This window comes from Serratia sp. TSA_130.1, from assembly GCF_052691795.1.
This window is the reverse complement of sequence record NZ_JBQZFS010000001.1, coordinates 103,481-127,735: the sequence shown is the minus strand read 5'-3', so window position 1 is coordinate 127,735 and position 24,255 is coordinate 103,481. Positions and strand designations below refer to the sequence as shown.

Annotated in this window: 24 protein-coding genes and 1 pseudogene; 7 read left to right on the top strand and 18 right to left on the bottom strand. The window is 59.2% G+C overall.

Annotation, left to right across the window (positions count from 1 at the left end):
• Positions 1 to 158: 158 nt before the first annotated feature.
• From ACUTQY_RS00580 to folM, 4 genes are all read right to left on the bottom strand, one after another.
• On the bottom strand, positions 159 to 1,658 hold the full coding sequence (locus tag ACUTQY_RS00580; RefSeq protein WP_046687123.1) for a carboxypeptidase M32: 1,500 nt from the start codon (positions 1,656 to 1,658) through the stop codon (positions 159 to 161).
• Between the two features lie 35 nt (positions 1,659 to 1,693).
• Positions 1,694 to 2,998: a two-component system sensor histidine kinase RstB gene (rstB, locus tag ACUTQY_RS00575; protein ID WP_033643213.1), complete on the bottom strand. Its 1,305-nt coding sequence runs from the start codon at positions 2,996 to 2,998 to the stop codon at positions 1,694 to 1,696.
• On the bottom strand, positions 2,995 to 3,720 hold the full coding sequence (rstA, locus tag ACUTQY_RS00570; RefSeq protein WP_004938307.1) for a two-component system response regulator RstA: 726 nt from the start codon (positions 3,718 to 3,720) through the stop codon (positions 2,995 to 2,997). Before rstA ends, rstB begins: the two co-directional genes overlap by 4 nt.
• 75 nt (positions 3,721 to 3,795) lie before the next feature.
• The gene (gene folM, locus ACUTQY_RS00565) at positions 3,796 to 4,518 is read right to left on the bottom strand and encodes a dihydromonapterin reductase (RefSeq protein ID WP_033643212.1); all 723 of its coding nucleotides are present in this window, start codon (positions 4,516 to 4,518) and stop codon (positions 3,796 to 3,798) included.
• 183 nt (positions 4,519 to 4,701) lie between these two features.
• Here folM and ACUTQY_RS00560 point away from each other — a divergent pair, with 183 nt between their 5' ends.
• Positions 4,702 to 5,112 carry a hypothetical protein gene (locus ACUTQY_RS00560; RefSeq protein WP_033643211.1) on the top strand — a complete coding sequence of 137 codons (411 nt, stop codon included), beginning with the start codon at positions 4,702 to 4,704 and terminating at the stop codon, positions 5,110 to 5,112.
• A 99-nt stretch (positions 5,113 to 5,211) separates the two neighbouring features.
• Here ACUTQY_RS00560 and ACUTQY_RS00555 read toward each other — a convergent pair whose 3' ends face one another.
• The 3 genes from ACUTQY_RS00555 to ACUTQY_RS00545 form a co-directional block, all read right to left on the bottom strand.
• A complete protein-coding gene (locus ACUTQY_RS00555; protein WP_033643210.1) occupies positions 5,212 to 5,607 on the bottom strand; it encodes a pyridoxamine 5'-phosphate oxidase family protein in 396 nt (131 codons plus the stop codon).
• A gap of 31 nt (positions 5,608 to 5,638) precedes the next feature.
• Positions 5,639 to 6,124 carry a hypothetical protein gene (locus ACUTQY_RS00550; protein WP_046687122.1) on the bottom strand — a complete coding sequence of 162 codons (486 nt, stop codon included), beginning with the start codon at positions 6,122 to 6,124 and terminating at the stop codon, positions 5,639 to 5,641.
• Between the two features lie 221 nt (positions 6,125 to 6,345).
• The gene (locus ACUTQY_RS00545) at positions 6,346 to 7,737 is read right to left on the bottom strand and encodes an amino acid permease (RefSeq protein WP_046687121.1); all 1,392 of its coding nucleotides are present in this window, start codon (positions 7,735 to 7,737) and stop codon (positions 6,346 to 6,348) included.
• Between the two features lie 57 nt (positions 7,738 to 7,794).
• Here ACUTQY_RS00545 and ACUTQY_RS00540 point away from each other — a divergent pair, with 57 nt between their 5' ends.
• Complete coding sequence (locus tag ACUTQY_RS00540) at positions 7,795 to 7,989, top strand: hypothetical protein (RefSeq protein ID WP_127897184.1); 195 nt, start codon at positions 7,795 to 7,797, stop codon at positions 7,987 to 7,989.
• Here the strand turns inward: ACUTQY_RS00540 and ydgH are convergent.
• The gene (ydgH, locus tag ACUTQY_RS00535; protein ID WP_025302966.1) at positions 7,982 to 8,932 is read right to left on the bottom strand and encodes a DUF1471 family protein YdgH; all 951 of its coding nucleotides are present in this window, start codon (positions 8,930 to 8,932) and stop codon (positions 7,982 to 7,984) included. The genes ACUTQY_RS00540 and ydgH overlap by 8 nt on opposite strands.
• 537 nt (positions 8,933 to 9,469) lie before the next feature.
• Here ydgH and pntA point away from each other — a divergent pair.
• Both pntA and pntB read left to right on the top strand, forming a co-directional pair.
• On the top strand, positions 9,470 to 10,999 hold the full coding sequence (pntA, locus tag ACUTQY_RS00530; RefSeq protein ID WP_033643207.1) for a Re/Si-specific NAD(P)(+) transhydrogenase subunit alpha: 1,530 nt from the start codon (positions 9,470 to 9,472) through the stop codon (positions 10,997 to 10,999).
• A gap of 10 nt (positions 11,000 to 11,009) precedes the next feature.
• On the top strand, positions 11,010 to 12,404 hold the full coding sequence (gene pntB / locus ACUTQY_RS00525; RefSeq protein WP_025159771.1) for a Re/Si-specific NAD(P)(+) transhydrogenase subunit beta: 1,395 nt from the start codon (positions 11,010 to 11,012) through the stop codon (positions 12,402 to 12,404).
• A gap of 61 nt (positions 12,405 to 12,465) precedes the next feature.
• Here pntB and uspE read toward each other — a convergent pair whose 3' ends face one another.
• From uspE to ACUTQY_RS00490, 7 genes and pseudogenes are all read right to left on the bottom strand, one after another.
• Complete coding sequence (gene uspE / locus ACUTQY_RS00520; protein WP_004938281.1) at positions 12,466 to 13,428, bottom strand: universal stress protein UspE; 963 nt, start codon at positions 13,426 to 13,428, stop codon at positions 12,466 to 12,468.
• 126 nt (positions 13,429 to 13,554) lie between these two features.
• Positions 13,555 to 14,319, bottom strand: coding sequence for an FNR family transcription factor (locus ACUTQY_RS00515; protein WP_004938278.1), 765 nt, complete (start codon positions 14,317 to 14,319; stop codon positions 13,555 to 13,557).
• Between the two features lie 280 nt (positions 14,320 to 14,599).
• Complete coding sequence (gene ogt / locus ACUTQY_RS00510; RefSeq protein WP_004938274.1) at positions 14,600 to 15,124, bottom strand: methylated-DNA--[protein]-cysteine S-methyltransferase; 525 nt, start codon at positions 15,122 to 15,124, stop codon at positions 14,600 to 14,602.
• A gap of 219 nt (positions 15,125 to 15,343) precedes the next feature.
• Positions 15,344 to 15,655 (bottom strand): hypothetical protein, encoded by a 312-nt coding sequence (locus tag ACUTQY_RS00505; RefSeq protein WP_033643206.1) that lies wholly within the window; start codon positions 15,653 to 15,655, stop codon positions 15,344 to 15,346.
• 306 nt (positions 15,656 to 15,961) lie between these two features.
• Positions 15,962 to 16,816 carry a tagatose bisphosphate family class II aldolase gene (locus ACUTQY_RS00500; RefSeq protein ID WP_033650298.1) on the bottom strand — a complete coding sequence of 285 codons (855 nt, stop codon included), beginning with the start codon at positions 16,814 to 16,816 and terminating at the stop codon, positions 15,962 to 15,964.
• Positions 16,817 to 16,825: 9 nt separating this feature from the next.
• Positions 16,826 to 17,992 carry an SIS domain-containing protein gene (locus ACUTQY_RS00495; RefSeq protein WP_046687120.1) on the bottom strand — a complete coding sequence of 389 codons (1,167 nt, stop codon included), beginning with the start codon at positions 17,990 to 17,992 and terminating at the stop codon, positions 16,826 to 16,828.
• A 26-nt stretch (positions 17,993 to 18,018) separates the two neighbouring features.
• A pseudogene (locus ACUTQY_RS00490) lies at positions 18,019 to 18,170 on the bottom strand (transcriptional repressor AgaR); the annotation flags it as partial.
• 798 nt (positions 18,171 to 18,968) lie between these two features.
• Between ACUTQY_RS00490 and ACUTQY_RS00485 the strand changes: the two are divergent.
• The 3 genes from ACUTQY_RS00485 (at position 18,969) to ACUTQY_RS00475 (ending at position 22,364) form a co-directional block, all read left to right on the top strand.
• A complete protein-coding gene (locus ACUTQY_RS00485; RefSeq protein ID WP_033643203.1) occupies positions 18,969 to 20,690 on the top strand; it encodes a lysophospholipid acyltransferase family protein in 1,722 nt (573 codons plus the stop codon).
• 101 nt (positions 20,691 to 20,791) lie between these two features.
• Positions 20,792 to 21,574: an N-formylglutamate amidohydrolase gene (locus ACUTQY_RS00480; RefSeq protein WP_042784616.1), complete on the top strand. Its 783-nt coding sequence runs from the start codon at positions 20,792 to 20,794 to the stop codon at positions 21,572 to 21,574.
• A gap of 76 nt (positions 21,575 to 21,650) precedes the next feature.
• Positions 21,651 to 22,364 carry a flagellar brake protein gene (locus tag ACUTQY_RS00475; protein ID WP_033643201.1) on the top strand — a complete coding sequence of 238 codons (714 nt, stop codon included), beginning with the start codon at positions 21,651 to 21,653 and terminating at the stop codon, positions 22,362 to 22,364.
• A 43-nt stretch (positions 22,365 to 22,407) separates the two neighbouring features.
• Here ACUTQY_RS00475 and ACUTQY_RS00470 read toward each other — a convergent pair whose 3' ends face one another.
• Genes ACUTQY_RS00470 through ACUTQY_RS00460 form a run of 3 tightly spaced genes read right to left on the bottom strand, consistent with a single transcriptional unit; the run spans position 22,408 to position 24,221 of the window.
• A complete protein-coding gene (locus ACUTQY_RS00470; RefSeq protein ID WP_128868463.1) occupies positions 22,408 to 23,250 on the bottom strand; it encodes a PfkB family carbohydrate kinase in 843 nt (280 codons plus the stop codon).
• Between the two features lie 3 nt (positions 23,251 to 23,253).
• Positions 23,254 to 23,970, bottom strand: coding sequence for a glutamine amidotransferase (locus tag ACUTQY_RS00465; RefSeq protein WP_046687117.1), 717 nt, complete (start codon positions 23,968 to 23,970; stop codon positions 23,254 to 23,256).
• Entirely contained in the window at positions 23,967 to 24,221 is a 255-nt protein-coding gene (locus ACUTQY_RS00460) for a hypothetical protein (protein WP_046687116.1), read from the bottom strand. Before ACUTQY_RS00460 ends, ACUTQY_RS00465 begins: the two co-directional genes overlap by 4 nt.
• Between the last annotated feature and the right edge of the window lie 34 nt (positions 24,222 to 24,255).

Sequence of the window (24,255 nt, the reverse complement as noted above, 5' to 3'; positions counted from 1 at the left end):
GGCGCGGCTGTTTATGGTATTAGTTACAACATACTATTGGTAGGTAACAACCCGCCACCCTGTAGCCAAGGCGTTGCCGGCAAGGAAAGCGCGCTATGTAGCATTATTAGGTCAAGCAGGGGAAAAAGGGCGCGGCCGTGGCCGCGCACGGGGAGAGATTACAGGTAGCGGTTTTCCAAATGCTGGCGGAAGTAGCGCGGATTGAGCGCTTCACCGGTTGCATTGGCGATCAGCGTGTCGGTCGGGAAACGGCTGCCGTGGCGCCAGATGTTATGCTGCAACCAGTGGAACAACGGCTGCAGATTGCCGGCGGCGATGTCCTCGTTCAGCGAAGGCAGGGCCTGACGCACGCTGTGGAACAGCTGCGCGGCGTACATCGCGCCGAGAGTATAAGTCGGGAAGTAGCCGAAGGCGCCGTCGGTCCAGTGGATATCCTGCATGCAACCGTTGCGGTAGTTGCCGATGGTATCGAGGCCCAGGTAAGCGTGCATCTTTTCATTCCACAGCGCCGGAATGTCCTCCACTTCGATCTCGCCTTCGATCAGTGCTTTTTCAATTTCGTAGCGCAGGATGACGTGGGCAGGATAGCTCACCTCGTCGGCGTCGACGCGGATCAGGCCCGGTTTCACCCGCTGGTTGAGGCGAATGAAGTTGGCTTCTTCCAGCGCCGGCTGTTCGCCAAACTGCGCGGTAACCAGCGGACGCAAGATTTTCAGGAATTCATTGCCGCGCGCCAGCTGCATTTCGAACAGCAGGCTCTGCGATTCGTGGATGGCTGTGGAGCGAGCCAGGGCGACCGGCTGGCCGAGCAGATCGCGCGGCAGGTTCTGTTCGTAACGGGCGTGGCCAGTCTCGTGTACGATCCCGAGCAGCGCGGTCAGGAACTCTTTCTCGTTGTAACGCGTGGTGATGCGCACATCTTCCGGCACGCCGCCGCAGAACGGGTGGGCGCTGACGTCAACGCGGCCGTTGTCGAAGTTGAAACCGAGCAGCTTCATCACGCTCAGGCTTAGCTGGCGCTGGGTGTCCACATTGAACGGGCCCTGCGGCGCCAGGCAGGGTTCATTGGCCTGTTTGGCCACCACGCGCTGCAGCAAATCCGGCAGCCAGGTTTTCAAATCGCCGAAGATGCGATCGAGATCGCTGCTGCGCATGCCCGGCTCATACAGGTTGAGCAGGGCATCGTAACGGCTGGTGTCGGCCGCCTGCGCGCGGATCTGCGCCTCTTCCCGGCTGAGTTTGACCACGTCGCGCAGATTCTCCGCGAAGCCATCCCAGTCGTTGGCCGGGCGCTGGGCGCGCCAGGCGTGTTCACAGCGGGCGCCGGCCAGCGATTTGGCTTCGACCAGCGACGCCGGCAGCAGCACCGCGTCTTCATACTGGCGGCGCATTTCGCGCAGGTTGGCGCGGTCGATCTCGTCCAGCGTCTCCTGCTGCGCGCGATCCAACAGCGCGCCGGTGCTTTGTGCCGTTAAAATCTGGTGCTGCAGCACGCTCAATTCGGCCAGGGCTTCGGAGCGCGCCTTGCTGCCGCCCGGCGGCATCATGGTTTGCATGTCCCAACCGGCGATGGCGGACAGGTGGCCGAAACGCGACAGCCGGCTAAAAAGCGCGCGCAGGTGATCGTAAGCAGATGTGTTGGAAGGTGCAGATGTCATTATTATTCGGCTCCAATGAGAAGGGTCCGGCGGTATTACGCCAGATCGGCTTTTAAACTGAATGTCGGCTTCACCGGCCAGCAGAAACGGAAGCTGGCGCCGCCGAGCGAACTGCCTTCGACGAACACCTGTCCCTGGTAGGCGACGGCGATGGAATGGACGATGGCCAGCCCCAGCCCGCAGCCGCCGGTGGCGCGATCGCGGCTGGGATCGAGGCGAACGAAAGGCTCGAACACCCGCTCGCGCTCTTCCGGCGGGATACCCGGCCCGTCGTCCTCGACCTGCAAACAGGCGAGATCGCCGTCGAACCACAACCCAACGCGCAGGCGCTGCTCGGAATAGCGCAGCGCGTTGTTGACCAGGTTATCGAGCACGCGCTCCATCAGGCGTAGATCGACGCCGCCGAAGTCGCCGACGTGCGGGATGTCGAGCTGGATGTCGCGTTCCTGATGGATAAGGCGGATATCATCGACCTTGTCCTCCAGCCACTTTGGCAGATCGATGGGTTCAATGTTTAGCGCAACCTGCGGCCGATCCAGGCGGGCATAGGTCAGCAGCTCGTCGATCAGCGACTCCAGTTGGCCGATATCGCGGTTCAGCGCCTGCTGCTCGCCTTCGGACAGGTTATCGCTCATCTCGAGCCGATAACGCAGGCGCACCAGCGGCGTGCGCAGCTCGTGGGCGATGCCGTCGATCAGCTGTTTCTTGCTGGCGATCAGGGTGTTGACGTTGTCGGCCATCTGGTTGAACGCCACGCCGAGCCGGCTCAGGCTGGAAGTGGGATCGAAGTGGGTGCGTTCATCCAGATGCCCGGCGCCGAGCCGCTGGGCGGCGTTTTCCAGTTTGAGCAGGTCTTGCCAGTGCGGCCGCATCCACAGAAACACCGGCAGCGCCAGCGACATGCCGATAAACACCAGCAACACCAGATCCAGCAGACGCATCTGGTGCAGATAGAACAGATAAGGAATGGGGCCGACCACCAACACATAGTGGCTGCGCGGAATGCGTTGCATAAAGGTGTACTGATCGTCGAGGGCGATGATTTCACCCAGCCGCAGCCGCTTTTTCAGATCCTCGCTCAGTTCCTGTTTGCCGAGCGGTTCGATATGAAGCTTGAACGACAGATTGAGATCCAGCGTGGCGATAGTCTTGTTCCAGTCCTTCAGCGGGATTTCGCGCAGCTCGCTGCGCATCAGGTACAGCGAGCTTTTCATCAAATCGTCCATCGACTGGCGGCCGGCGCGCTCGGCTGTCACCTTGTACACCAGGCCGACCAGCATCGCCATCACCAGAAAACAGACGAACAGCAACAGGAAGAACTGGACGAAAAGTTTTCTCATTGTTGCACCGATGCCCAGGCGTTAGGGGCGAACAGATAGCCCTTGTTGCGCACCGTCTTGATACGGAAAGGCTCCAGCGCGTTGTCGTACAGTTTGCGGCGCAGGCGGGAGATCGCCACGTCGATGCTGCGGTCCATGCCGTCGTAGCTCACGCCGCGCAGGTTTTGCAGCAGCGCCTCGCGATCCATGATCTGCCCGGCGTGGGTCGCCAGCTCCCACAGCAGATCGAAATCCGAGGTGGACAGGGTGATGGTTTCCTCGCCCAGCGTAACCTGACGGTTGACCGGATCGATGCACAGCAGCCCGAAATGCAGCGCGTTATGCTGAGTAAGCGGCTGAACCGACTCTTCTTTCGGCTGCTGGCTGTGTTGACGCAGATGCAAACGCAGGCGCGCCAGCAACACCGCCGGCGGCGTGGTTTTCAGGATATAGTCGTTGGCGCCCATCTCCAGCGACAGGATATGGTTCATGTCGCTGTCGAGCGAGGTCAGCAGCACGATCGGGCCGGGGAAGGTGGGGCGCAGATCGCGGCACAGCGTCATGCCGTCTTTGCCGGGCAGCATGATGTCCAGCAGCACCAGATCGGGTTGCTCGCGCTCGATCCGCGCTTGCGCGCTGTCGCCGCGCGGTTCGATCAGCACCTCGATATCGTGTTTGCCCAGATAGGCGGCGATCAGTTTGCCGACTTCAGGATCGTCTTCCACAAAAACAATTTTATGCATATGCCCGTGTTTTAATAAGAAAAGCGGATTTCAGCATAGCGCGGCCCGCGAGCTTGCGCCAAGCGGATCTTTGCGTCAGCGCAGCGGCCGCCCGCCGTCGACGCCGTGGGTGCGGCCGGTGACGTAGCGGCTCTCCAGCAGGTAGTTCACCAGATTGACCACTTCGCTCTCGCCCGGCGCGACCTTCATCAGCGACTTCGCCAGCGCCTGCCGACGATAAGCTTCGTCGTCGCCCGGATTGAAGATGATCAGCGCCGGCGCGATGGCGTTGACTTTGACTTCGGGCGCCAATTTGCGGGCGAACGACCGGGTCATGTTGTCCAGCGCGGCTTTGCTGGCGGCGTAGGCGATATGCTTGTCGCTGCCTTTTTCCACCACATAGTCGGTCAGATGGATAATGTCGGCGCCGGCCTGGCCCTGGCCGGTCAGGCAGGACTCGAGCAGTTGATTGAGCAAATAGGGCGTGTAGACGTGAATTTGCAGCATCGCCGCCATGACCTGTTCCGGCGGCACCTCCGGTGACTCCGCCTGCCAGGCGCTGGCGTTGTGGATCACCGCGCGCAGCTTGGGCGCGGCCTGCCGCACCTGATCGGCGAAACGATAAATGCCTTCATGGGTGGAAAAATCGCCCTGAATGCAGCAGGCGCCCAAGGCTTTCAACTCGGCCATCGCCGGATATTCGCTGCGGTAGGCGATGATGACCGGAACGCCGCGCTGGAGAAACGCTCTGGCGAGCGCCAGCCCTATGCGCCGTGCGCCGCCGGTAATCAGCACCGGGGCGGAGTTGTGGTGTTCCATTGATTAAAGCTCCTGGACAGACTGGCAAACAATAGGGGAATTATGCCATCATACGGCGGAAAGTCGTTAAAGCTTCGCATGATTATCCATTTCTGGATATAAGATCCCCAATGCATTTCAGGTTGCCCCCGGCGGCGGCTTGAAAGACCACGGGTTAACACTGGCCATGAGAGGAATGAGGGGATGAACAGCAATCACCTTGCATCCATCGCGCGCAGTGAGAAAATCTGTTTCGACTATATGGATTTTCTGTCCGCATCGTGCAGGAAGCACTGGCGCTTTGTTGATGCTATTTATGGTGTGATGCCGATCTTCGGCATGGTGTTGAAATCGCGCGTGACCACGTCGCAAACGCGCAAAGAGCAGTTAAAAGAGTTGGCGCTGCAGGTGGTGTCGACGCAGGTCAGCGATGAAACCAACATCGTGCGCCTGATTGACCTGGCGCAGCAGCAGGGCCTGGCGGTGTTTGATATTCAGTTGCCTTATGCGCTGGAGGCTCAACAACTGGCGGCCATTCAGAAAGAGTGTGCGGAAGGCATTGCGATTACTCTGGTGGGTGAACGCATGACCGTCGCGATCCCTCCCAAAAGCTGACCGGGCATCAACCCGGCCGCCCGTTCATGGTTAGGCAATTGACTCGTCGCGATGGCCTAACCATGAACGTGATGTCTCACGCCGCATGACGGCCGGCGTCTAGAGCTGGGTCCCGGCATTCGGGCCGGAGCGCAGGGTATAAATACTGTCTATATGAATTAACACCGCGTACTTCGGCGGCTTCATTCCGTTTTTTTCCGCAAACGTCAACGCATCGTCAAACGGCTTGCCCGCCAGAAACAGTTCGGGCGTGCCAACGAAGCGGTAACCGTCCAGCGCCTCGCGATCGATGACCACAACGGCCATTTTCGAGCCGGCCTTGATGTTTTTCAGCGTTTGGCCTCCGGTATTTTCGTTGTAAATCAGCGTACGGTCATCATAGAGGCGCAAAGAGCGCTTGGGGCCGATATCGGGAACGCCGTTCGGGCTGCTGGTCGCCTGCACAGGCAGCTGTTTAGCCAGCATCTTCTTCATCTCGTCATTCAATTCATTCATTACAGATGGCCCTCAGATTGGTGTGTCACTTTTAATGCAAGGTAGCGGAAGCGTTGGCCGCCGGCGCGCAGACGCTGGTTTCCGGCAACCGGTGTTCGCGCAGCAAGTGCAGGGTTTCAATCCTGAAGCGCAGCAGGTGCCGTTCGGCGATCTGCTGCATCTGTTCGCACAGCGACGTATCGTCCAACAGTTGCTCGATAGCGACTCGGGCCTGATGAACATGCAGCTCGACGCCGCGCAGAGGCTTCTGCCGCAGGCGCAGATGGGTAATGTTGTTGAACGTGACGATCAGCGCGGCAAGGGCAGACTCGAAAATATTCAGCGCTTCAAATCTGGCGGTATAGTCCGCATTCAGCCAGGGCTTCTCGGCGATGATCGCCTGAGCCCCCTCCAGCGCCTGTTGATAGCGCGCCATCGCCTGGCGATCGTGCCGCTGATTAAACGCCATGTTGCCCTCGGCGATCAGCGCCTCCCAAGCGGTAAACAAAGGTAATGCGTGCAGCAGTTTCTCAGCCATGAAATGCCTTCCATTTTCAGCCTGTCTTCATCCGCCGCCTGACGCCTCTCGCCAGGGGCACTCGCGTCTTACCACTAATCAATAAATGATAATGATAATTAATTGCATTTGAGATCGCAAGCGAGACGCATGGCTGACTGTGCAAAGGGGGGGGAACGCGGTAGCAGGGGAAAAAGAGGAAGCAAAATGCGGCTGACGGGCAGCCGCATTGACGGGACACTTTAGTGCAGCATAAACCAGCCGGCGGGTAGCGTGGCCACCAGCAGCAGTAAGATGCTGCCTTTTTCCAGGCGATTCAGCAGATTGATATCCTGATGGCCGCGGCGGGCGTACATGAACACCAACAGGCCCGGCGCATACAGCAGCACCGACATCAGCAAGTGCATCAGCCCGGAAGCGTACAGCAGCCATAAACCATAGACGCAGGCGCCGGTGGCGGCGAAGATCAGGCGCTTGTCGCGGCGACGGTAAGCCACCTTGAACAGAAATGCGCCGACCAGGAAGTAAGGCACCAGGATCATTTCCGACGCGATGGTCAACAGCGAGTTGTAGTTGCTGCCGGTCAACCAGATCAGCACCAACGCCAGCTGCACCGCGATGTTGGTCAGCCACAGCGAAGACGATGGGGCGTGATGGCGGTTCTGTTTGCCGAACACGCGTGGAAATGCGCCGTGCTGTGCGGCCAGCAGGGGGACTTCCGCCGCCATGATGGTCCAGCTGAGGTAGGCGCCGCACACGGAAATGATAAGACCGGCGGCGATGATCACGTCTCCCCACGGGCCAATCAGTTCCACCATCAGCACTGCCATCGACGGGTTGCGCATGTCGGCCAGTTCGCTGCGCGGCACCACGCCCAGCGACAGCAAGGTGACCATCAGATACACCGCCAGCGCCGACAGTACCGCCAACATGGTCGCGCGGCCCACGTCCTTCTTATTGCGCGCGCGCGCGGAAACCACCACGGCGCCTTCCACGCCGATAAACACCCACAGGGTGATCAGCATGGTGTCCTTGACCTGTTCCCATACCGGTTTGCCGAGGGCGATCCCCTGGAAGTCCAGCGTGAACACGTCCATTTTAAAGGCGATCGCCGCCAGAACGGCGAACATCCCCAGCGGCAGCAGCTTGGCGAGAGTGGCCGCAAGATTGATGCTGGCGGCGGTTTGCACGCCGCGCAGCACCAGCGCGTGCACGATCCACAGCAGGGCGGATTCGGCGATCAGCGCCTGCCAGGTATTGCCGTCACCGAGAATAACGTTGCCGCCGCGATCGGTGAAAATGCTCAATGCCGCGAACACGATCACCAGATACGAGACGTTGGCGATTACGGCGCACAGCCAGTAACCCCAGGCAGAGCAGAAGCCCATCAGCTCGCCGAATCCCTCTTTGGCGTAGGTGAAGATGCCGCCGTCCAGATCCGGGCGCAGACGCGTAAGCAACAGCATGGCAAACGCCAAAAACAGAATGCCGATGCCGGTGATCCCCCAACCCAGCAGCAGCGCGGCGGGGCTGGCGACCTGCGCCATGTTTTGCGGCAGACTGAACACGCCGGCGCCCAGCATCGAGCTGAGCACCAAAGCGGTTAGCGCGGTAAGACCGAGTTTTTTTTCCAATGACGGATCCTGAACGCAGAATAAACAACTGGAAGGGAACTGCTTGGCGGCAACAATGTGTTAACAACCATTGCGCTAATAGACAATAGCCCTAAAAATTGGCGCAAATTCTACGGAGGGATGATTAGAGATGCAATGATTGAATATGCGGAATTTACAAAAAACTATTCAACGAGCGGCGAAAAGAGCGGCAATAAAAACGGGCAGCTCAAGGGCTGCCCGATGGTAAACCGAAAAGCGGGTTTTATTTGAACAGATCGGCGCTGACGGTCAGGTTGCCGCCGCTCTTGTTCTGCCACTGGCGAGTGACGTGGTAGTACTTGGCGCCTTTCTCGGCCGCGCGTTTCGCCACTTCGGTGGACACGTCGGTCATGCTGTTGAAGTGGCCGGTGAAGGTGACGGAATCGAATGGTACCATCTGCGCGGCGGTCACGTTGTTCACTTCCTGAATCTTGGTGCCGTTAGGCAGCGTGACGGTATAGCGTTGGCCGGTAGAGGACTGGGTTTCGAAGAAACGGCCCACTTCGCGGCTTGGTGAACCGGAAGACGCGACGCCAGGAATTTCGACTTTCGCGGCTGCGGCGCCGCCGGCGGCCAGCGCGGCGCGGCCGGCGTCAGAATCGGCCGGTATGGCGTCCGGGCTCTGCACGCGGCGTTTCGGCGCATCGGCCTTATAGATGTAGGCGGTGACGAACTGGTTGCCGCCGGAGTTGGCGTCAACCTGGCGCACGATGAAGAATGAGGCGGCGCCTTTTTTCTGCGCTTCTTTGGAGATGGCGTCGTTAATGTCCGGCTGGCTGCGGTAGAAACCGCTGACGCTCACGGTATCGTAAGGCTCCAGCAGGTAGGCTTCCTCTTTAGGCAGTTCATTCACGCCGTTAAATACGCGGTATTTTGGTGTTTTGCTCACTTCTGGCGCATCTTTATGATAAAGGTCTGCGGTGACGCGCCAGTTGCCGCCGTTGTTGCTGTTGTTGCTGTCCTGGATATAGAAGGAATCGGCACCCAGTTTGTCTGCACGGCGGGATACGGCGTCGACGGCTTCATTGATCGCATTGAAGCGGCCGGTAATCGTGATGCGATCAAACGGCTTCAGCGCCGCTGCTTTCTCAGGAGTTAACTCTTGCGCCGCATGAGCGGACAGCGCGGTGAGTGATAACAAGGCTGACGCGATGATCGTGGTCTTCAGCTTCATAAAAAATCCTTTCGCCTAGCGCATTAACGTTTATAACGTACTGAACTGTTTAAGTGTAATTCAGCCGTCGATTATTACATGTAATTCTGAAAACTGTCTCAGCATTTTATGTTATCCCGTGCGACAAATCCTTGACGGTGACGCGGGTCGCACGGATGGCGCCGCCGCCATAAGTTTCCATAATAAAGGCTTTGGTGTCATTAGTGTTAATTATTCACAAAATGATAACTTTTATGCTTATCCGCCCCGCATGGCGATAAATCGTTACGCCGGGCGCAAACCTCTAACCATGCAGAATGTGCTGTTCTGTATGCATTTTTTCACTGTAAATTGCGATTTGTCATATCGCGCCCGGCGTTTTTATGTAAAAACAGGGCTGAATGCGTAAGCAATTATGGATCATCGACCTTATTTTCAGTAGGTTATAGTTGGCGTCTGAAATCAGTGCGGGCAAGTTGACGCCTCGCTCGCCGATGGCGCCGTTCTATGGGCAGGAAAATAATAAACATCATCCAAGACAGGTGAGAAGGGAACATTATGCGTATTGGTGTACCAAGAGAGCGGTTGGCCAATGAAGCCCGGGTCGCAGCCACGCCGAAAACGGTGGAACAACTGCTGAAGCTGGGTTTTACCGTCGCGATTGAACGCGGGGCGGGCAAACTGGCCAGTTTTGACGACGTCGCCTACGAAGCCGCCGGCGCGGCGCTGGTCGACGAAAACGACGTGTGGCAGTCGGATCTGATCCTGAAAGTCAACGCGCCGCAAGACGACGAGATCGCCTTGATGCGCGAAGGCAGCACGCTGGTCAGCTTTATCTGGCCGGCGCAAAACCCCGAGCTGATGGCCAAGCTGGCGGCGCGCAACGTCACCGCGCTGGCGATGGACTCGGTGCCGCGCATCTCGCGCGCCCAGTCGATGGATGCGCTGAGCTCGATGGCCAACATCGCCGGCTACCGCGCCATCGTCGAGGCGGCGCATGAGTTCGGCCGCTTCTTCACCGGCCAGATCACCGCCGCCGGCAAAGTGCCGCCGGCCAAGGTGATGATCATCGGCGCCGGCGTGGCCGGCCTGGCGGCGATCGGCGCTGCGGGCAGCCTCGGCGCCATCGTGCGCGCCTTCGACACCCGCCCGGAAGTGAAAGAGCAGGTGCAGAGCATGGGCGCGGAATTCCTCGAGCTGGATTTTGAAGAGGAAGCGGGCAGCGGCGACGGTTACGCCAAAGTGATGTCCGAAGCCTTTATCAAGGCAGAGATGGCGCTGTTCGCCGCACAGGCGGCGGAGGTTGACATCATCGTCACCACCGCGCTGATCCCGGGTAAACCGGCGCCGAAGCTGATCACCAAAGAGATGGTGGCGTCGATGAAGCCGGGCAGCGTGATCGTCGATCTGGCGGCGCAAACTGGCGGCAACTGCGAACTGACCGTGGCCGACACCATTACCGTGACCGACAACGGCGTGAAAATCATCGGCTATACCGATCTGCCGAGCCGCTTGCCGACACAATCTTCGCAGCTGTACGGCACCAACCTGGTCAACCTGCTGAAGCTGCTGTCGAAAGAGAAGAACGGCGAGATCGATATCGATTTCGACGATACGGTGATCCGCGGCGTTACCGTGGTGCGCAGCGGTGAAATCACCTGGCCGGCGCCGCCGATCCAGGTTTCCGCCCAGCCGAAAGCGGCGCCCGCCGCCGCACCGGTCGCCAAACCTGAAGCCAAGCCGACCTCGCCGTGGCTGAAGTACGGCCTGATGGCTCTGGCGATCCTGCTGTTCGGCTGGCTGGCGGACGCAGCCCCGAAAGAGTTCCTGTCGCACTTTACCGTGTTCGCGCTGGCCTGCGTGGTCGGGTACTACGTGGTCTGGAACGTCAGCCATGCGCTGCATACCCCGTTGATGTCGGTCACCAACGCGATCTCAGGGATTATCGTGGTCGGTGCGCTGCTGCAAATTGGCCACGGCGGCTGGGTGAGTTTCCTCTCCTTTATCGCCGTGCTGATCGCCAGCATCAATATTTTCGGTGGGTTCACCGTCACTCAGCGCATGCTGAAGATGTTCCGCAAGAACTAAGGGGTAACAAATGTCTGGAGGATTGGTTACAGCTGCATACATTGTTGCCGCTATTTTGTTTATTTTCAGCCTGGCGGGCCTGTCGCGTCATGAAACGTCGAAGCAGGGCAACCTGTTCGGCGTCGCCGGCATGGCGATCGCGCTGATCGCGACCATTCTGGGGCCGGATTCCGGCAACGTCGGCTGGATCATCATCGCTATGATCATCGGCGGCTCGATCGGCGTCTATCTGGCGAAGAAGGTCGAGATGACCGAAATGCCGGAGCTGGTGGCGGTGCTGCACAGCTTCGTTGGCCTGGCCGCGGTGCTGGTCGGTTTCAACAGCTATCTGGATCACGGTGCGCCGATGGAACCGGTGATGGCGAATATCCATCTGACCGAAGTGTTCCTCGGCATCTTTATCGGTGCGGTGACCTTCACCGGGTCGATCGTCGCCTTCGGCAAACTGCGCGGCATCATTTCTTCCAAGCCGTTGATGCTGCCGAATCGCCACAAGCTGAACCTGGCGGCGCTGGTGATCTCGTTCCTGCTGCTGGTGGCGTTCGTGCGCACCGACAGCGTGGGCTGGCAGGTGGTGACGCTGCTGCTGATGACGGCGATCGCGCTGGCGTTCGGCTGGCATCTGGTCGCCTCGATCGGCGGCGCCGACATGCCGGTGGTGGTGTCGATGCTCAACTCCTACTCGGGGTGGGCGGCGGCCGCGGCGGGCTTCATGCTGAGCAACGATCTGCTGATCGTCACCGGCGCGCTGGTGGGCTCTTCGGGGGCGATCCTGTCTTACATCATGTGCAAGGCGATGAACCGCTCGTTTATCAGCGTGATCGCCGGCGGTTTCGGCAGCGACGGTTCATCCACCGGCGATGCCGAAGAGATGGGCGAATACCGTGAAACCACGGCGGAAGAGGTGGCCGAGCAGTTGAAAAACTCCACCTCGGTGATCATCACCCCGGGCTACGGCATGGCGGTGGCGCAGGCGCAGTATCCGGTGGCGGAAATCACCGAAAAACTGCGGGCGCGCGGCGTGAAGGTGCGCTTCGGCATTCACCCGGTCGCGGGGCGCTTGCCGGGCCACATGAACGTGCTGCTGGCAGAGGCGAAGGTGCCGTACGACGTGGTGCTGGAGATGGATGAAATCAACGACGATTTCCCGGATACCGACACCGTGCTGGTGATCGGCGCCAACGATACGGTGAACCCGGCGGCGCTGGAAGATCCGCGCAGCCCGATCGCCGGCATGCCGGTATTGGAAGTGTGGAAAGCGCAGAACGTGATCGCGTTCAAACGGTCGATGAACACCGGCTACGCCGGCGTGCAGAACCCGCTGTTCTTCAAGGAGAACACCCAAATGCTGTTTGGCGACGCCAAAGACAGCGTGGAAGCGATTTTGCGGGCGTTGCAGAAGTAAAATTGGGCAACCAAAGAAAAACGGGGCGCTTTTCAGCGGCCCGTTTCTTTATGCGCGAAGCTTAATCTTCGTCGTCGTGTTCATCGTCTTCATCCGCCTCGATCGGGCAGTTGAAGTTTTCCGGTTTAATCACCAGCAGGTCGCATTTCAGATGATCGATCACATGTTCCGCCGTGTTGCCGATAAAGGCGGCTGAAATGCCGGTGCGGCCCAGGGTGCCCAGCACCACCACGCCGGCCTGCAGGTGTTCGGCCAAATCGGGGATCACCTCTTCCGGCAGGCCTTTTTCCACGTGGGTGAACTCTTCCTTAATGCAGAATTTTTGCCGTAGCGCCTTCATGGCGATCAGATGCTGGCCGCGAATGGCGTCGTTGTAGACGCTCGGGTCGAAGTCGGGCAATTCGATGGCGATGTTGATCGGGGTAACGGGATAGGCGCCGACCAGGTGAACCTCGGTCTGGTTGACGTTTTGCGCCAGTTCGACGGTTTCTTGCACCAGTTTGATATTGAGCGGGTCGTGATAGGGTTCTTCGCTGGCCAGATTGACCGCCACCAGCGCCTTGCCGCCTTCCGGCCAGGGCTGGTCTTTCACCATCCACACCGGGCAAGGGCATTTGCGCAGCAGGTGCCAGTCGGTGGGGGTAAAGATCACCGACTCCAACCGGTCGTGTTGGTGTGCCATTTTCAGCAGCAGGTCATGTTGGCCGGAAAGCACTTCCTGAATGATGGCTTCGAAGGGGCGGTTATGCCAGACCACTTTGATTTCGATCGGCACGCCGTCGTTGAGATAGAAGCGGCACTGCTCGTTGATCCAGGCGGCGCGTTGGCTGATCACACCTTGCCGCATCGCCGTTCTTTCATCCGGGGAGAGCAGGGTCGTCATTTCGTAAGAGAAGTCATAGATGGGCAGGAAGGCCTTGATGCGCCCGCCGTTCCGTTTTACCAGGTACACGGCGCGGCGCAATGCCGGCTGATCGTCCTGATTGGGGTCAATAGCCACCAGAAGATTCTGATACTTCGCCATAGGGCCTCCTTACAGCTGAAATCAACAGTCTGTTAATTTACAGAGTAACCCAACATTGAAAAACAGAACAACAACAGAAGCGTGCCGGATCAACAATTTCGGGGAAATGGTGATCCGGCAGGAGAATCAGGCGTTGACGGTCACGTTGATACGCGGCGTACCGGCCAGCACCGACAGGGCGTCGGCGTTTTCGATGGTGATGTATTTGCCTTTCACGCTGAGGATTTCGCTTTTCTGGAAGCGGCCCAGCAGCCGGCTGATGGTTTCCACCGTCAGGCCGAGATAGTTGCCGATATCGCCGCGGGTCATGGTCAAACGGAACTCGCGCGGAGAGAAACCGCGCTCCGCAAAGCGGCGCGACAGGTTGTAAACGAACGCCGCCAGGCGCTCTTCGGCGTTTTTCTTCGACAACAGCAGGATCATGTCCTGGTCGCCTTTGATCTCGCCGCTCATCAACCGCATGATCTGCTGACGCAGGTTTGGCATTTTGCCGGACAGATCGTCGAGGGTCTCGAACGGAATTTCGCACACCATCGAGGTTTCCAGCGCCTGGGCGAAGCTTGGGTGCTTCAGGCCGCCGATGGCGTCAAAGCCCACCAGGTCACCCGCCAGGTGGAAGCCGGTGATCTGCTCGTCGCCTTGCTCGGTGATGGTGTAGCTCTTGATGGTCCCGGAACGGATCGCGTACAGCGATTTCAGCTCGTCGCCGGCCTTGAACAGGGTCTGGCCTTTCTGAATAGGCTTTTTCCTCTCGATAATGTTGTCGAGCTGATCCAGTTCGTGGGCATTAAGGGTGAAAGGAATGCACAGCTGGCTGATGCTGCAGTCCTGGCAATGGATCGCACAACCACCAGACTGGATACGACGAATCACGCGTTTTTCCGGGATCATAGATTACGCTCATTCAATAATTGATATGAGTCAATTTTAACATCTTTTGCCGCAGCTGATAAGGGTAGCATTAGTCTGAATAGGGGCATTGTGTGCGAATTTTACGCACACATGCCGCCGATTATTCTGTAGGGGACTGAAGTTATGAGTATTATTTGTGACTTATGCGTTTTATTCACACAAGTTATTCATAGGGCCCAGCGGCCTGCGAGCGTGGCGTTGAGCAATGGGCTTTATTAAGCGTCGCCAAACAATGGCGCCGGATAATCGCCTGGCGCGGCTACAGCAGGCTTTTAGGCAGGTAGCCTTCGTGCTGCAGCAGCCATTGTTTGCGCTGTACGCCGCCGGCATAGCCGGTCAGTGCGCCTTGCGAACCGATCACTCGGTGGCAGGGCACGACGATGCTGATCGGATTTGAACCGTTGGCCATGCCGACTGCGCGCGAGGCGGTCGGACGGCCGATGCGTTGCGCGAGCTGGCCGTAGGTCAGGATCTCGCCGCAGGGGATTTGGCGCAGCTGTTGCCAGACGGTGCGTTGGAACTCGGTGCCGGCGGTCATCACCGGCAACCGATCGATAATGCTCAGTTCACCGGCGAAATAGCGCTGCATGGCGTCGGTCAGCCCGCTGGGATCGCGCTGTTCGCGCAGGGTGAACCGATCGGCGCGGTAGTGGGTATTCAGCAGCTTCATCAGGCGCGCTTCGTGATCGGTCCAGTCAATCGCCCGCAGGCGCCCCTGTTCATCGGCAATCAGCACCAGTTCTCCCACCGGCGTGGCGGTACGATCAATCAAAAAAGTCTGCATCTGGATCACTCCTCGGTTTGGTAGGGCGATTATCGCATGAAACGCAAGGGAGCGATGGCGGATTTCGGACATGCTGATGGGCAACCGCAGGGTTGCCCGAATAGCCGGCTTACGGTAAGGCGGGGAGTTATTGTGCGATAAATTTATAAAATAAATTTATAAGTCATCAAGTCAAGTTGTGTCTTGTTTATTATTTCAGCAGGCAGTAACGCTTTGTGGTTACTTATAGCTGATGGTCACGCGTTTTAAATGGGGATCGTTATTCACCATCTCACTGCTGACGGCAGAAACTAATTCTTTTGGCATCGCTTTTAACGAAGAGGATATATACCCGTTCTGATATTCCGTCACTTTACCGAAGCAGCTGGAGATAAGCTTTTCATCCTGATGTTTGACGGTGCATGCAGGCGTGGTAATGGCGCCGGTGAAGCGGACGACGCCAGAGGCGACCTGGCTGCCGGAAAGCGGTTTTGCTTGCAGAGCGAAGGGCAGAATGACCAATGCGCTTAATACGGCTAAGTAATGGTTCATACGCTGTTCCTTTCAGAGTAAAAACACTGCCAATTAAAAAACAAGCGCGCTTGTTTTCATCAAATAAGCTATTTCGCTTGGCGAAATAAAAACGAATGGGCAAAAATCCTACTGCCTGCATTCAATGGATTTGATAATAGAGAGGTAGGATGAGTAAAACCATGATTTGGATCATAGTGAAGACCGGTTAATGGTTTCAGGCGCGGGCGGGATAACAGGCTGTGATCGTTCTCTCAGGAAAGCGGAAAATGGCGGGATGTTTTCGCCCCCGTGGTGCAGCCACTGAAACCGGGGGCGGGCGTGGGGTTACAGCATGCCGCTGCTGCCGCAGATGCGGATCTTTTCCGCCACCACTTCTTTCATCGCCAGCTTGCCGGGGACGATGTATTTGCGCGGATCGTTGGCATCCGGGTGCTGTGAAAAGTAGCTTTTCACCGCATCGGCGAAGGCGATTTTCAATTCGGTGGCGACGTTGACCTTGCAAACGCCGAGCGAGATCGCGCGCTTGACCATCGCTTCCGGAATGCCGGAGGCGCCATGCAGCACCAACGGCACGTCCACCTGTTCGCGGATCAGCGCCAGGCGTTCGAAGTCCAGCTTCGGTTCGCCGTGATACAGGCCGTGGGCGGAACCGATCGCCACCGCCAGCGAATCGATGCCGGTGGCGGCGACAAACTCGCGTGCCGCCACCGGGTCGGTATAGAAGCTGTCCGCCGTATCGACGATCAGATCGTCCTCTTGCCCGCCCAGGCGGCCCAGCTCCGCCTCCACGCTGGCGCCGTAGCGATGGCACAGGGCCACTGCGGCGGCCACCTTGGCGATATTCTGCTCGAACGGCAAATGGGAGCCGTCGATCATGACCGAGCGGATGCCGCTTTTCACCTTGTGCTCGATGTCATCGAGCTCTTCGTGATGATCCAGATGCAGCGCCAGCGGCAGATCGTAGCGGTGCGCGGCCGCCTGACAGATACCGATCAGGTAGTCGGTGCCGGCATAGCTGAAGGTGCCGGGCGTGCCGGCCATGATCACCGGCGAGCGCAGTTCGGCGGCGGTCTCCGCCACCACCTGCACGGTTTCCAGATTGTGAACGTTAAACGCCGGAACGGCGTAACCCTGGCGCTGCGCCTTGAGCAGCATGTCTCGGTTGGCTATCAGATACATGGGATCTCCTTACTGCACGGGGGAAGGAAAACGGTAAATCGTCACGCCTTTCACCACCCGGTTAACCTCGCCGGTCGGGCAAGGGTTGTCTGGGGTCAGCCCCAGCGCCAGCGAACTCTCGAAGGCCAGCATTTGGGTGAACAGCAGATACGGGAACAGCAGCCAGATATCGTCTGCCGCATCGTGCATATGCAGCAGGGTATCGGCGAGGGGTTGGCGCCCGCCGGTCAATCCGACCAGCTGCATCGCCTGCCCATCGCGCTGCAGTTCGTTCCACAGATCGCGGTCATACTGGCGGGCGTAGTCGTCGCGCGAGAACATCAACACCACCAGCGTCTGGCCGTCGACCATGAATTTCGGACCATGACGCAGGCCGAGCGGCGAGTCGTAGCGCGTCACGATGCGCCCGGCGGTCAGCTCCAGCATCTTGAGCGAGGCCTCTTCGGCGAGGCCGGTAAAGCAGCTGCCGCCAAGGGTGATGTAGCGGCGGAAACCGCCGGCGGCCAGCGCCTTCACCTGCGGCGGCAACGTTTCTCGCAGAGCGCGGCAGCGCTGCACCATGGCGTGCAGCGGCGCCTGGGCGGCCTCGAGCGACAGGGGGCCGAGCAGCAGCGCGGCGCTCAGCATCATGCAGCTGAAGCTGGAGGTCATGGCGAAGCTTTGATCGTTAGAACCTTGCGGCATCACCAGCGAACAGACATTGTCGCGCCGATGCGCATACTGCGCCAGCTTGCTGTCCGGGTTGCACACCAGCATCAGGTGGTAGCTTTCCGGCAGCAGTTGGTCGGCCAGCTCCACCGTCGCCACGCTCTCCGGGCTGTTGCCTGAGCGGGCGAAGGAGACCAGCAGCGTCGGCCGCTCAGGGTCGAGATACTGCAGCGGGTTGGCGACGATATCGGTGGTGCCGTAGGCCACCACGTCGCGGCCGGTGCGTTCGCGCAGCCAGGGGGCCAGGGCGCGGCCGGCGAACGCCGAGCTGCCGGCGCCGCACAGCACGATCTGCAGGCGCGGATTGGCCAGCAGCGGCGCCAGAAACGGCTGCCATTGCGCCTGTTTATCCTGCAGCTGCCGGTGCAGCGCCGCCCACAGATCCGGCTGTTGCCAAATTTCTGCGGCGGTGTGCCAGGCGTTGCGCTGCTTCAGCCAATTCGCCTCGTAAGAGAAATACGCGTTCATGATGACAGCTCCTTAAAAAGCCTCGGTTAACGGTCGGCGATAATCACGTCGATCCCTAAAGGGTGTAGCGCCTGCAGACAGTGTTCCGGAATGCGGCTGTCGGTGACCAGGCGGTGGATCTGGCCGATGTCGCGATCGTGCAAAAACTTGTGCGGCCGAATTTGCTGGCGTCGGCGAGGGTGTGTTTGACGTCGCGATTGATGTGGATGGTGACGCTGGAGACCGAAAGCAGCTGGCTGAGCGGTTCCACGCGCGACGCGCCTTCGCGGCACAGCGGGTCGATAATTAATTCCCGGCGTTTTGCGGTAGTGATCATTAACGCAGACTCCTGATTTACCTGTAGCCGTGCCCGACCGCGGCTTAATAAGCCGCAGCGATACCGACCGGAGCGCTTTCAGTTGTTCGTGGCGAATTACAGCAAACGAAACACTGAAATGCAATCGATTAATTTTAAAATATCTATATCTATCAGTTGGTTATATTTGATTTTGCTTTCGTTTGAGCGCCAACCGAAAGCAGCGTCAACGCAAAGTGAAAACGGCAAATTCGTTATTTTTCAGTCGACAATTCCCGGCATTTAATTATTCAGTCCGTCGAGGCCGAAAGCCGCAGCGATAATTCGGCAGCCGCCGGGCTTTCACTGTTTTTTTATGCCGGCGCGTGTAATAGCGCCGCATTGCAGCGGGTGAGGGTGAACGACAGCGGCCATGCGTTTCCCTCCGGCGATCCGTTCGTGGCCCATCCCGGCGAGGATCTGCAGCCGATAGCGCCTGCGTGAGGCGGTGAACCGCCGCATTGAAGCGTTGCTGGCGCCGATGTGAGGGGAAGTGGGGGCGAAAATGCGTCTTTCGCTCCCAAATCGCCATTACTTTGCTATACCTGATAGTCGATGGATTCATTTTATTGTCATGTGACTGACATGTCAGAGTCATGGCTCTGGCTTAAGTTTGCAGCGACTACGTCAGGAGATAACGCGATGTTCAGCCTGGATTCTCTGTTGCAAGATGCATTTCCACACCGCAATACCCCTGCCTGGCAGCGCAGCCTGCTAAGAACCCTTCTCTTCGAAAAAGAATTCAAACAGTTCGCCGCCGACTATCCCCACCTGAAAGGGCTCGATCTGATCGAGCAGGTGGTGGACTACTTTAACCTCAGCTGCGAGCTGGTGGACGGCGATCTGGAAAACATCCCCAGCCAGGGGCCGGTGGTGCTCGTGGCCAATCACCCGATCGGCTCGCTCGACGGACTGGTGCTGTTGCGCGCCGTCGCGGCGGTGCGTCCGGATGTGAAAGTGGTGGCCAGCCAACTGCTGACTTACATCGAACCGCTGCGCAACCTGTTCGTGCCGGTGGATAACGTCGCTTATAAAACCAGCCGCAAACAGATAGAAGGCATGCAGCAGCAGCTGGACAATCAGGGCGCGCTGATCCTGTTCCCGGCCGGCGAAGTGTCGCGCATGAGCCCGAAAGGCATCCGCGACGGCCACTGGCATACCGGTTTTCTGCGTCTGGCCGCCAAGGCGCGCGCGCCGATCGTGCCGATTCATATCAGCGCGCGCAACAGCAACCTGTTCTACTTTACCTCGCTGGTCTATCGTCCGCTGTCGACGCTGCTGCTGGTGCGTGAAATGTTCCAGCAGCGGGGCGGGCGCATCAGGATCCGCATCGGCGGCCGCGTGCCGTTCGCCAACTGGCACGATGGCCACACCAGCGCCAAGGATCTGGCGGAGCGCTTTCGCCGCCACGTGTATCGCCTGGGCCAGGGCAAACCGGGGCTGTTCGCCAGCGAATCGCCGATCGCGTTGCCGGAAGAGCGTCTGGAGCTGAAAAAGGCGCTGGCGAACTGCGAAAGACTGGGGGTGACACCGGACGGCAAAACCATCTATCTCTATCGCCGTCACGATGAAGCGCGCACGCCGATCCTGCGCGAGCTGGGGCGCCTGCGCGAGATCGCTTTCCGCGCGGTGGGGGAAGGATCCGGCCGCCGCCGCGATCTGGACAGCTACGACGACGATTATTATCACCTGGTGCTGTGGGATGAAGAGGAGCTGGAGATCGTCGGCGCCTATCGTTTTATCCCCACCGCCGAACAAATCGCGCGTAAGGGCCTGGAGAGCATCTACAGCAACAGCCTGTTCCACTATGACCGCGATATGGAACCGATCCTGGCGCAGGGCATCGAACTGGGGCGCAGCTTCATTCAGCCGGCCTATTGGGGCAAGCGCGGGCTGGATTATTTGTGGCTGGGCATCGGCGCCTATCTGTCGAAATACCCGCAGTATCGCTATCTGTTCGGCCCGGTATCCATTTCCGGCGGCATGCCGCTGGCGGCGCGGGATCTGTTGATCGCCTTCTATCGACTCTATTTCTCGCCGGACCACGCCTTCGCGCAGTCGCGTCGTCCTTATCCGGCGTCGTTGCCGCAGGTGCTGGCGCAGTTTGCCGGGGATAACTACCAGGAAGATCTGGTGCGGCTGAAGAGCCTGCTCAGCAACATCGGCTGCTCGATCCCGACGCTGTACAAACAGTACACCGAGCTGTGCGAACCGGGCGGGGTGCAGTTTATCGACTTTGGCACCGATCCGGCCTTCAACAACTGCATCGACGGCCTGGTGCTGGTGGATACCTCGCGGCTCAAGCCGTCGCGTTATCAACGTTATATTGCGGTGCATCAGCCGCAGGAAGCCGAGACGGCATGATCGGCGTCTGACTCATGCCTTTTTGATCTAAGTACGACCTTGGGGCCGGCGACGGGATAGCGCTACGATAAACGTTTTGCTTTCCACCGCCGGAGCCTTTCATGCCTCATTCGTTTATCCCGCCGTTATTGTCCGCCGATGAACCGCCCGCCGCCGCCGTTGAAACCCCGCGCGGCAAAGCGCCATTTTTGCTGCTGTGCGATCACGCCGGCAAGGCGATACCGCAATCCCTCGGGGATCTCGGCTTACCGCCGGGGGAGATCGAGCGCCACATCGGCTGGGATATCGGCGCGCTGGGCGTATCGCGCCATCTGAGCCGCCAACTGGACGCCACGCTGATTCATCAGCGTTACTCACGGTTGGTGATCGACTGCAACCGGGCGCCCGGCATCGCCAGCTCGATCCCGCATTTGTCTGAACTGACGCCGATCCCCGGCAATATCGGCATCGACGCCGAACACGCGCTGGCGCGTGAGCGCGAGGTATTTTTGCCGTATCACCACGCCATCGACGAGCATCTGGGGCAACGCCAACTGCGCGAACTGCCGACGGCGGTGATCGCCATGCACAGCTTCACGCCGGTGTTCAAGGGGCAATCGCGCCCCTGGCAGGTGGGGCTGCTGTTTAACCGCTACCCGGAATTTGCGCTGCTGTTGGCTGAACTGCTGCGTGAAGAGGGGGATCTGCAGGTGGGTATTAACGAACCTTATGCGATGACGGACGCCACCGATTACACGTTGCCGGTGCACGCGGAGCGCCGCGGTTTGCCTTACGTCGGCATCGAAATTCGCCAGGATTTGGTCGCTGACGAACGCGGGCAACAGGCATGGGCGAAACGTTTCGCGCGCCTGCTGCCGCAGGCCTGGCAACGCTGGCAAATTTGACTTTAGGAATATTCCCAGAGATGATAACCGTAAGGAATACGTAAGACGTCATTAGAAAAAAAGTCAGGAGACACGTGTGGAGCACAGCGATAACGGACTGTTTATCAAACGGGAGCGTTTTGAAGTTCTGGCGATTCTGCGAGAAATTTGCAAACAACGCACGCCGCTGCGCGTAGAAAATCAGCAGCACCGGTTTCAAAGTCTGTTATTGAGCGTCGGGCCGGACAATATCGTGTTTAGCGGTGAGGAAGCCTCGAGCGCCATCGACGGCGCTTGCACCATCGTGATTGAAAGCAACGACGCCAAAATCGAGTTTTCCGTCCCCCAGGCGGAGCTGACCGAACATCAGGGCGTACAGGCCTGTTCGACCCGGCTGCCGCAGGAGCTGGTCTATATCCAGCGTCGCCGTCAATTCCGCATCACTACGCCGCACTGGCGCCAATTCTTTTGTACCGGCGAATACCCGGACGGCACGCCGTACGAGCTGCGGATCCACGATCTCTCAGCCGGCGGCGTCGGTTTACGCTTCGACGGCCCGCTGCCGGATTTCTTCCAGCCAGGCTTGCAGTTCAAGAAAGCGGAGCTGGATCTGGGCAGCTACGGCAGCTTCAAGGTCAACATGGAGCTGGTGGTGGTCAACGACGATCAGGAAACCGACGATAACGACCAGGTGGTGCACTTCTCGCGCCTGTCATGCCGCTTTCTTAAGCTCGGATTGGCGATGGAGCGCAAAATTCAGAGCGCGGTGTTCGCCTTCGAGCTGGATTTCAACAAAAAGAAAAAACGCTGATATTTATCAGGGGCGGCACGCTGCCCCTGACTCTCCACAGGCCTTACGGTTTTAACGCCCGCAGGCTGCCGATCTCTTCCCAACCGAAATGCGCCGCTTCGGCCAGCACGTCGCACACTTCGTCCCCGGCGGCGACCACGGCTGCGTCAAGCGCAGCACCGTGCAGCAGATGGCTGACCAGCAATGCGGTGAACAGATCGCCGGTGCCTTTGACCGCCGATTTGACCTTCGGATGAGTAAAGCACTGCGTTTCCTGCCGGGTGACCAGCATCAATCCCACTTCGTCTTCGTGTTGCGCTACGCCCGGTGCGCTGGTGACCAACACCCATTCGGTGGTGTCGTTCAACAGCGCCTGCGCGGCGTGTTGCGTCTGCTCGCGGTTGCTCAGTTGCCGGCCGCACAGCTGCTCCAGTTCGAAACCGTTCGGCGTCAGGCCGTTGGCCAGCCGCAGGAACGGCGAGCGATAGCAGTTGACGATGCGTTCATCCACGTAGATCCCTTCACCGTAATCGCCCATCACCGGATCGATATAGATGTTTATCTGCGGATTGAGCGAGCGCACCCGCTGCAGCCAGTTGGCCAGAATATGGCACTGCATCACGTCGCCCAGGTAGCCGACGATCACCGCCCGTGCGCGCTTCATGACGCCGCGGGCGATCAGGTCGTCGAGAAAACCGCCGAACCAATCGCCGGAGATGACACCGCCGTGCGGTTTGCCGTAATAGGGCGGGCAGCCGAACAGCACGCTGGGCACCTGCAGCGCCTCCAGTCCCTTTTTCAGCAGAGCGCGGTAGGCGATGCCGTTGCCGACGCTGCCGTAGACCACCTGAGATTGAATGCTGATCACGTCGATAGACGGTGACCGCAAAGGTGAAGCCTGTTGCATGAGTTACTTCCTTGGTTCGTTGTTATCCAGCCAGCGCGCGAACACCTGCCGCGCGCGCTGTTCCAGCTGCGCGCCGTGGCGCGCGGCCTGGTCGCGCAGGGTCTGGGGCGCGATGCCGACCAGTTCCAGCTCGCAGGCATGGCCAATCAGCCAGCGTTCGATATCGCGATAATCCGCCTCCAAATGGAACTGCAGGCCGAGCGCGAACCCCTGATAGTCGAAGGCCTGATGCGGGCATACCGCCGTGCCGGCCAGGCAGCGGGCGCCGTCCGGGATCATGAACATATCCCCGTGCCAGTGCAGTACCGGCGTGTCGGCCAGCGGCGCCAGCACCGACTCCTCTTCCGCCGGCGGCGTGGTCAGCGGGGCGAAGCCTATCTCTTTCACGCCGAGCGAAATAACCTCAGCGCCCAGCGCCTGGGCGATCACTTGCGCGCCGAGGCAAACCCCGAGGGTCGGCCGCCGCTGCGCCAGGCGCTGTTTGACCAGCGCGAATTCATGGTCGAGAAAATCATATCGCTGCTCGCCGGAAAAGTGCTGAGCGGCGCTGATCGGCCCGCCGAGCACCACCAACAGATCGGTCTCTTCATTATTGATAGCACGAATATCATCGCGGCCGGCATCGTAATAATCGATCTGATAGCCGCGCAGTGACAGCAGGGAACCGAGGATGCCCAGGTTTTCAAAGTTGACGTGCCGAATGGCGACGGCTTTTTTCATTGTTTAACCTCGCTAGCGTGAGTGAAGGGGATCAGCGCCAGCGACTCGCCCAGCACCGTGATGCCCTGCGCGCCGCTCTGGTAGACGATGCGGCGTTCGCTGACCTGGCTGAGCTGCACCTGATAACCCTGTGCGGCCGGGAACAGCGCGCAGGCCTGCTCCAGCTGCTCGGCTGCCCACGGGGTGAACAGCTGCAGGCGGGCAAAGGCTTTTCCTGCATACTGAATGTCGAGCACGTAATGTTTATCCATGGAACCCCTTACTTTTGGCCGCAGAAGCTGCTAA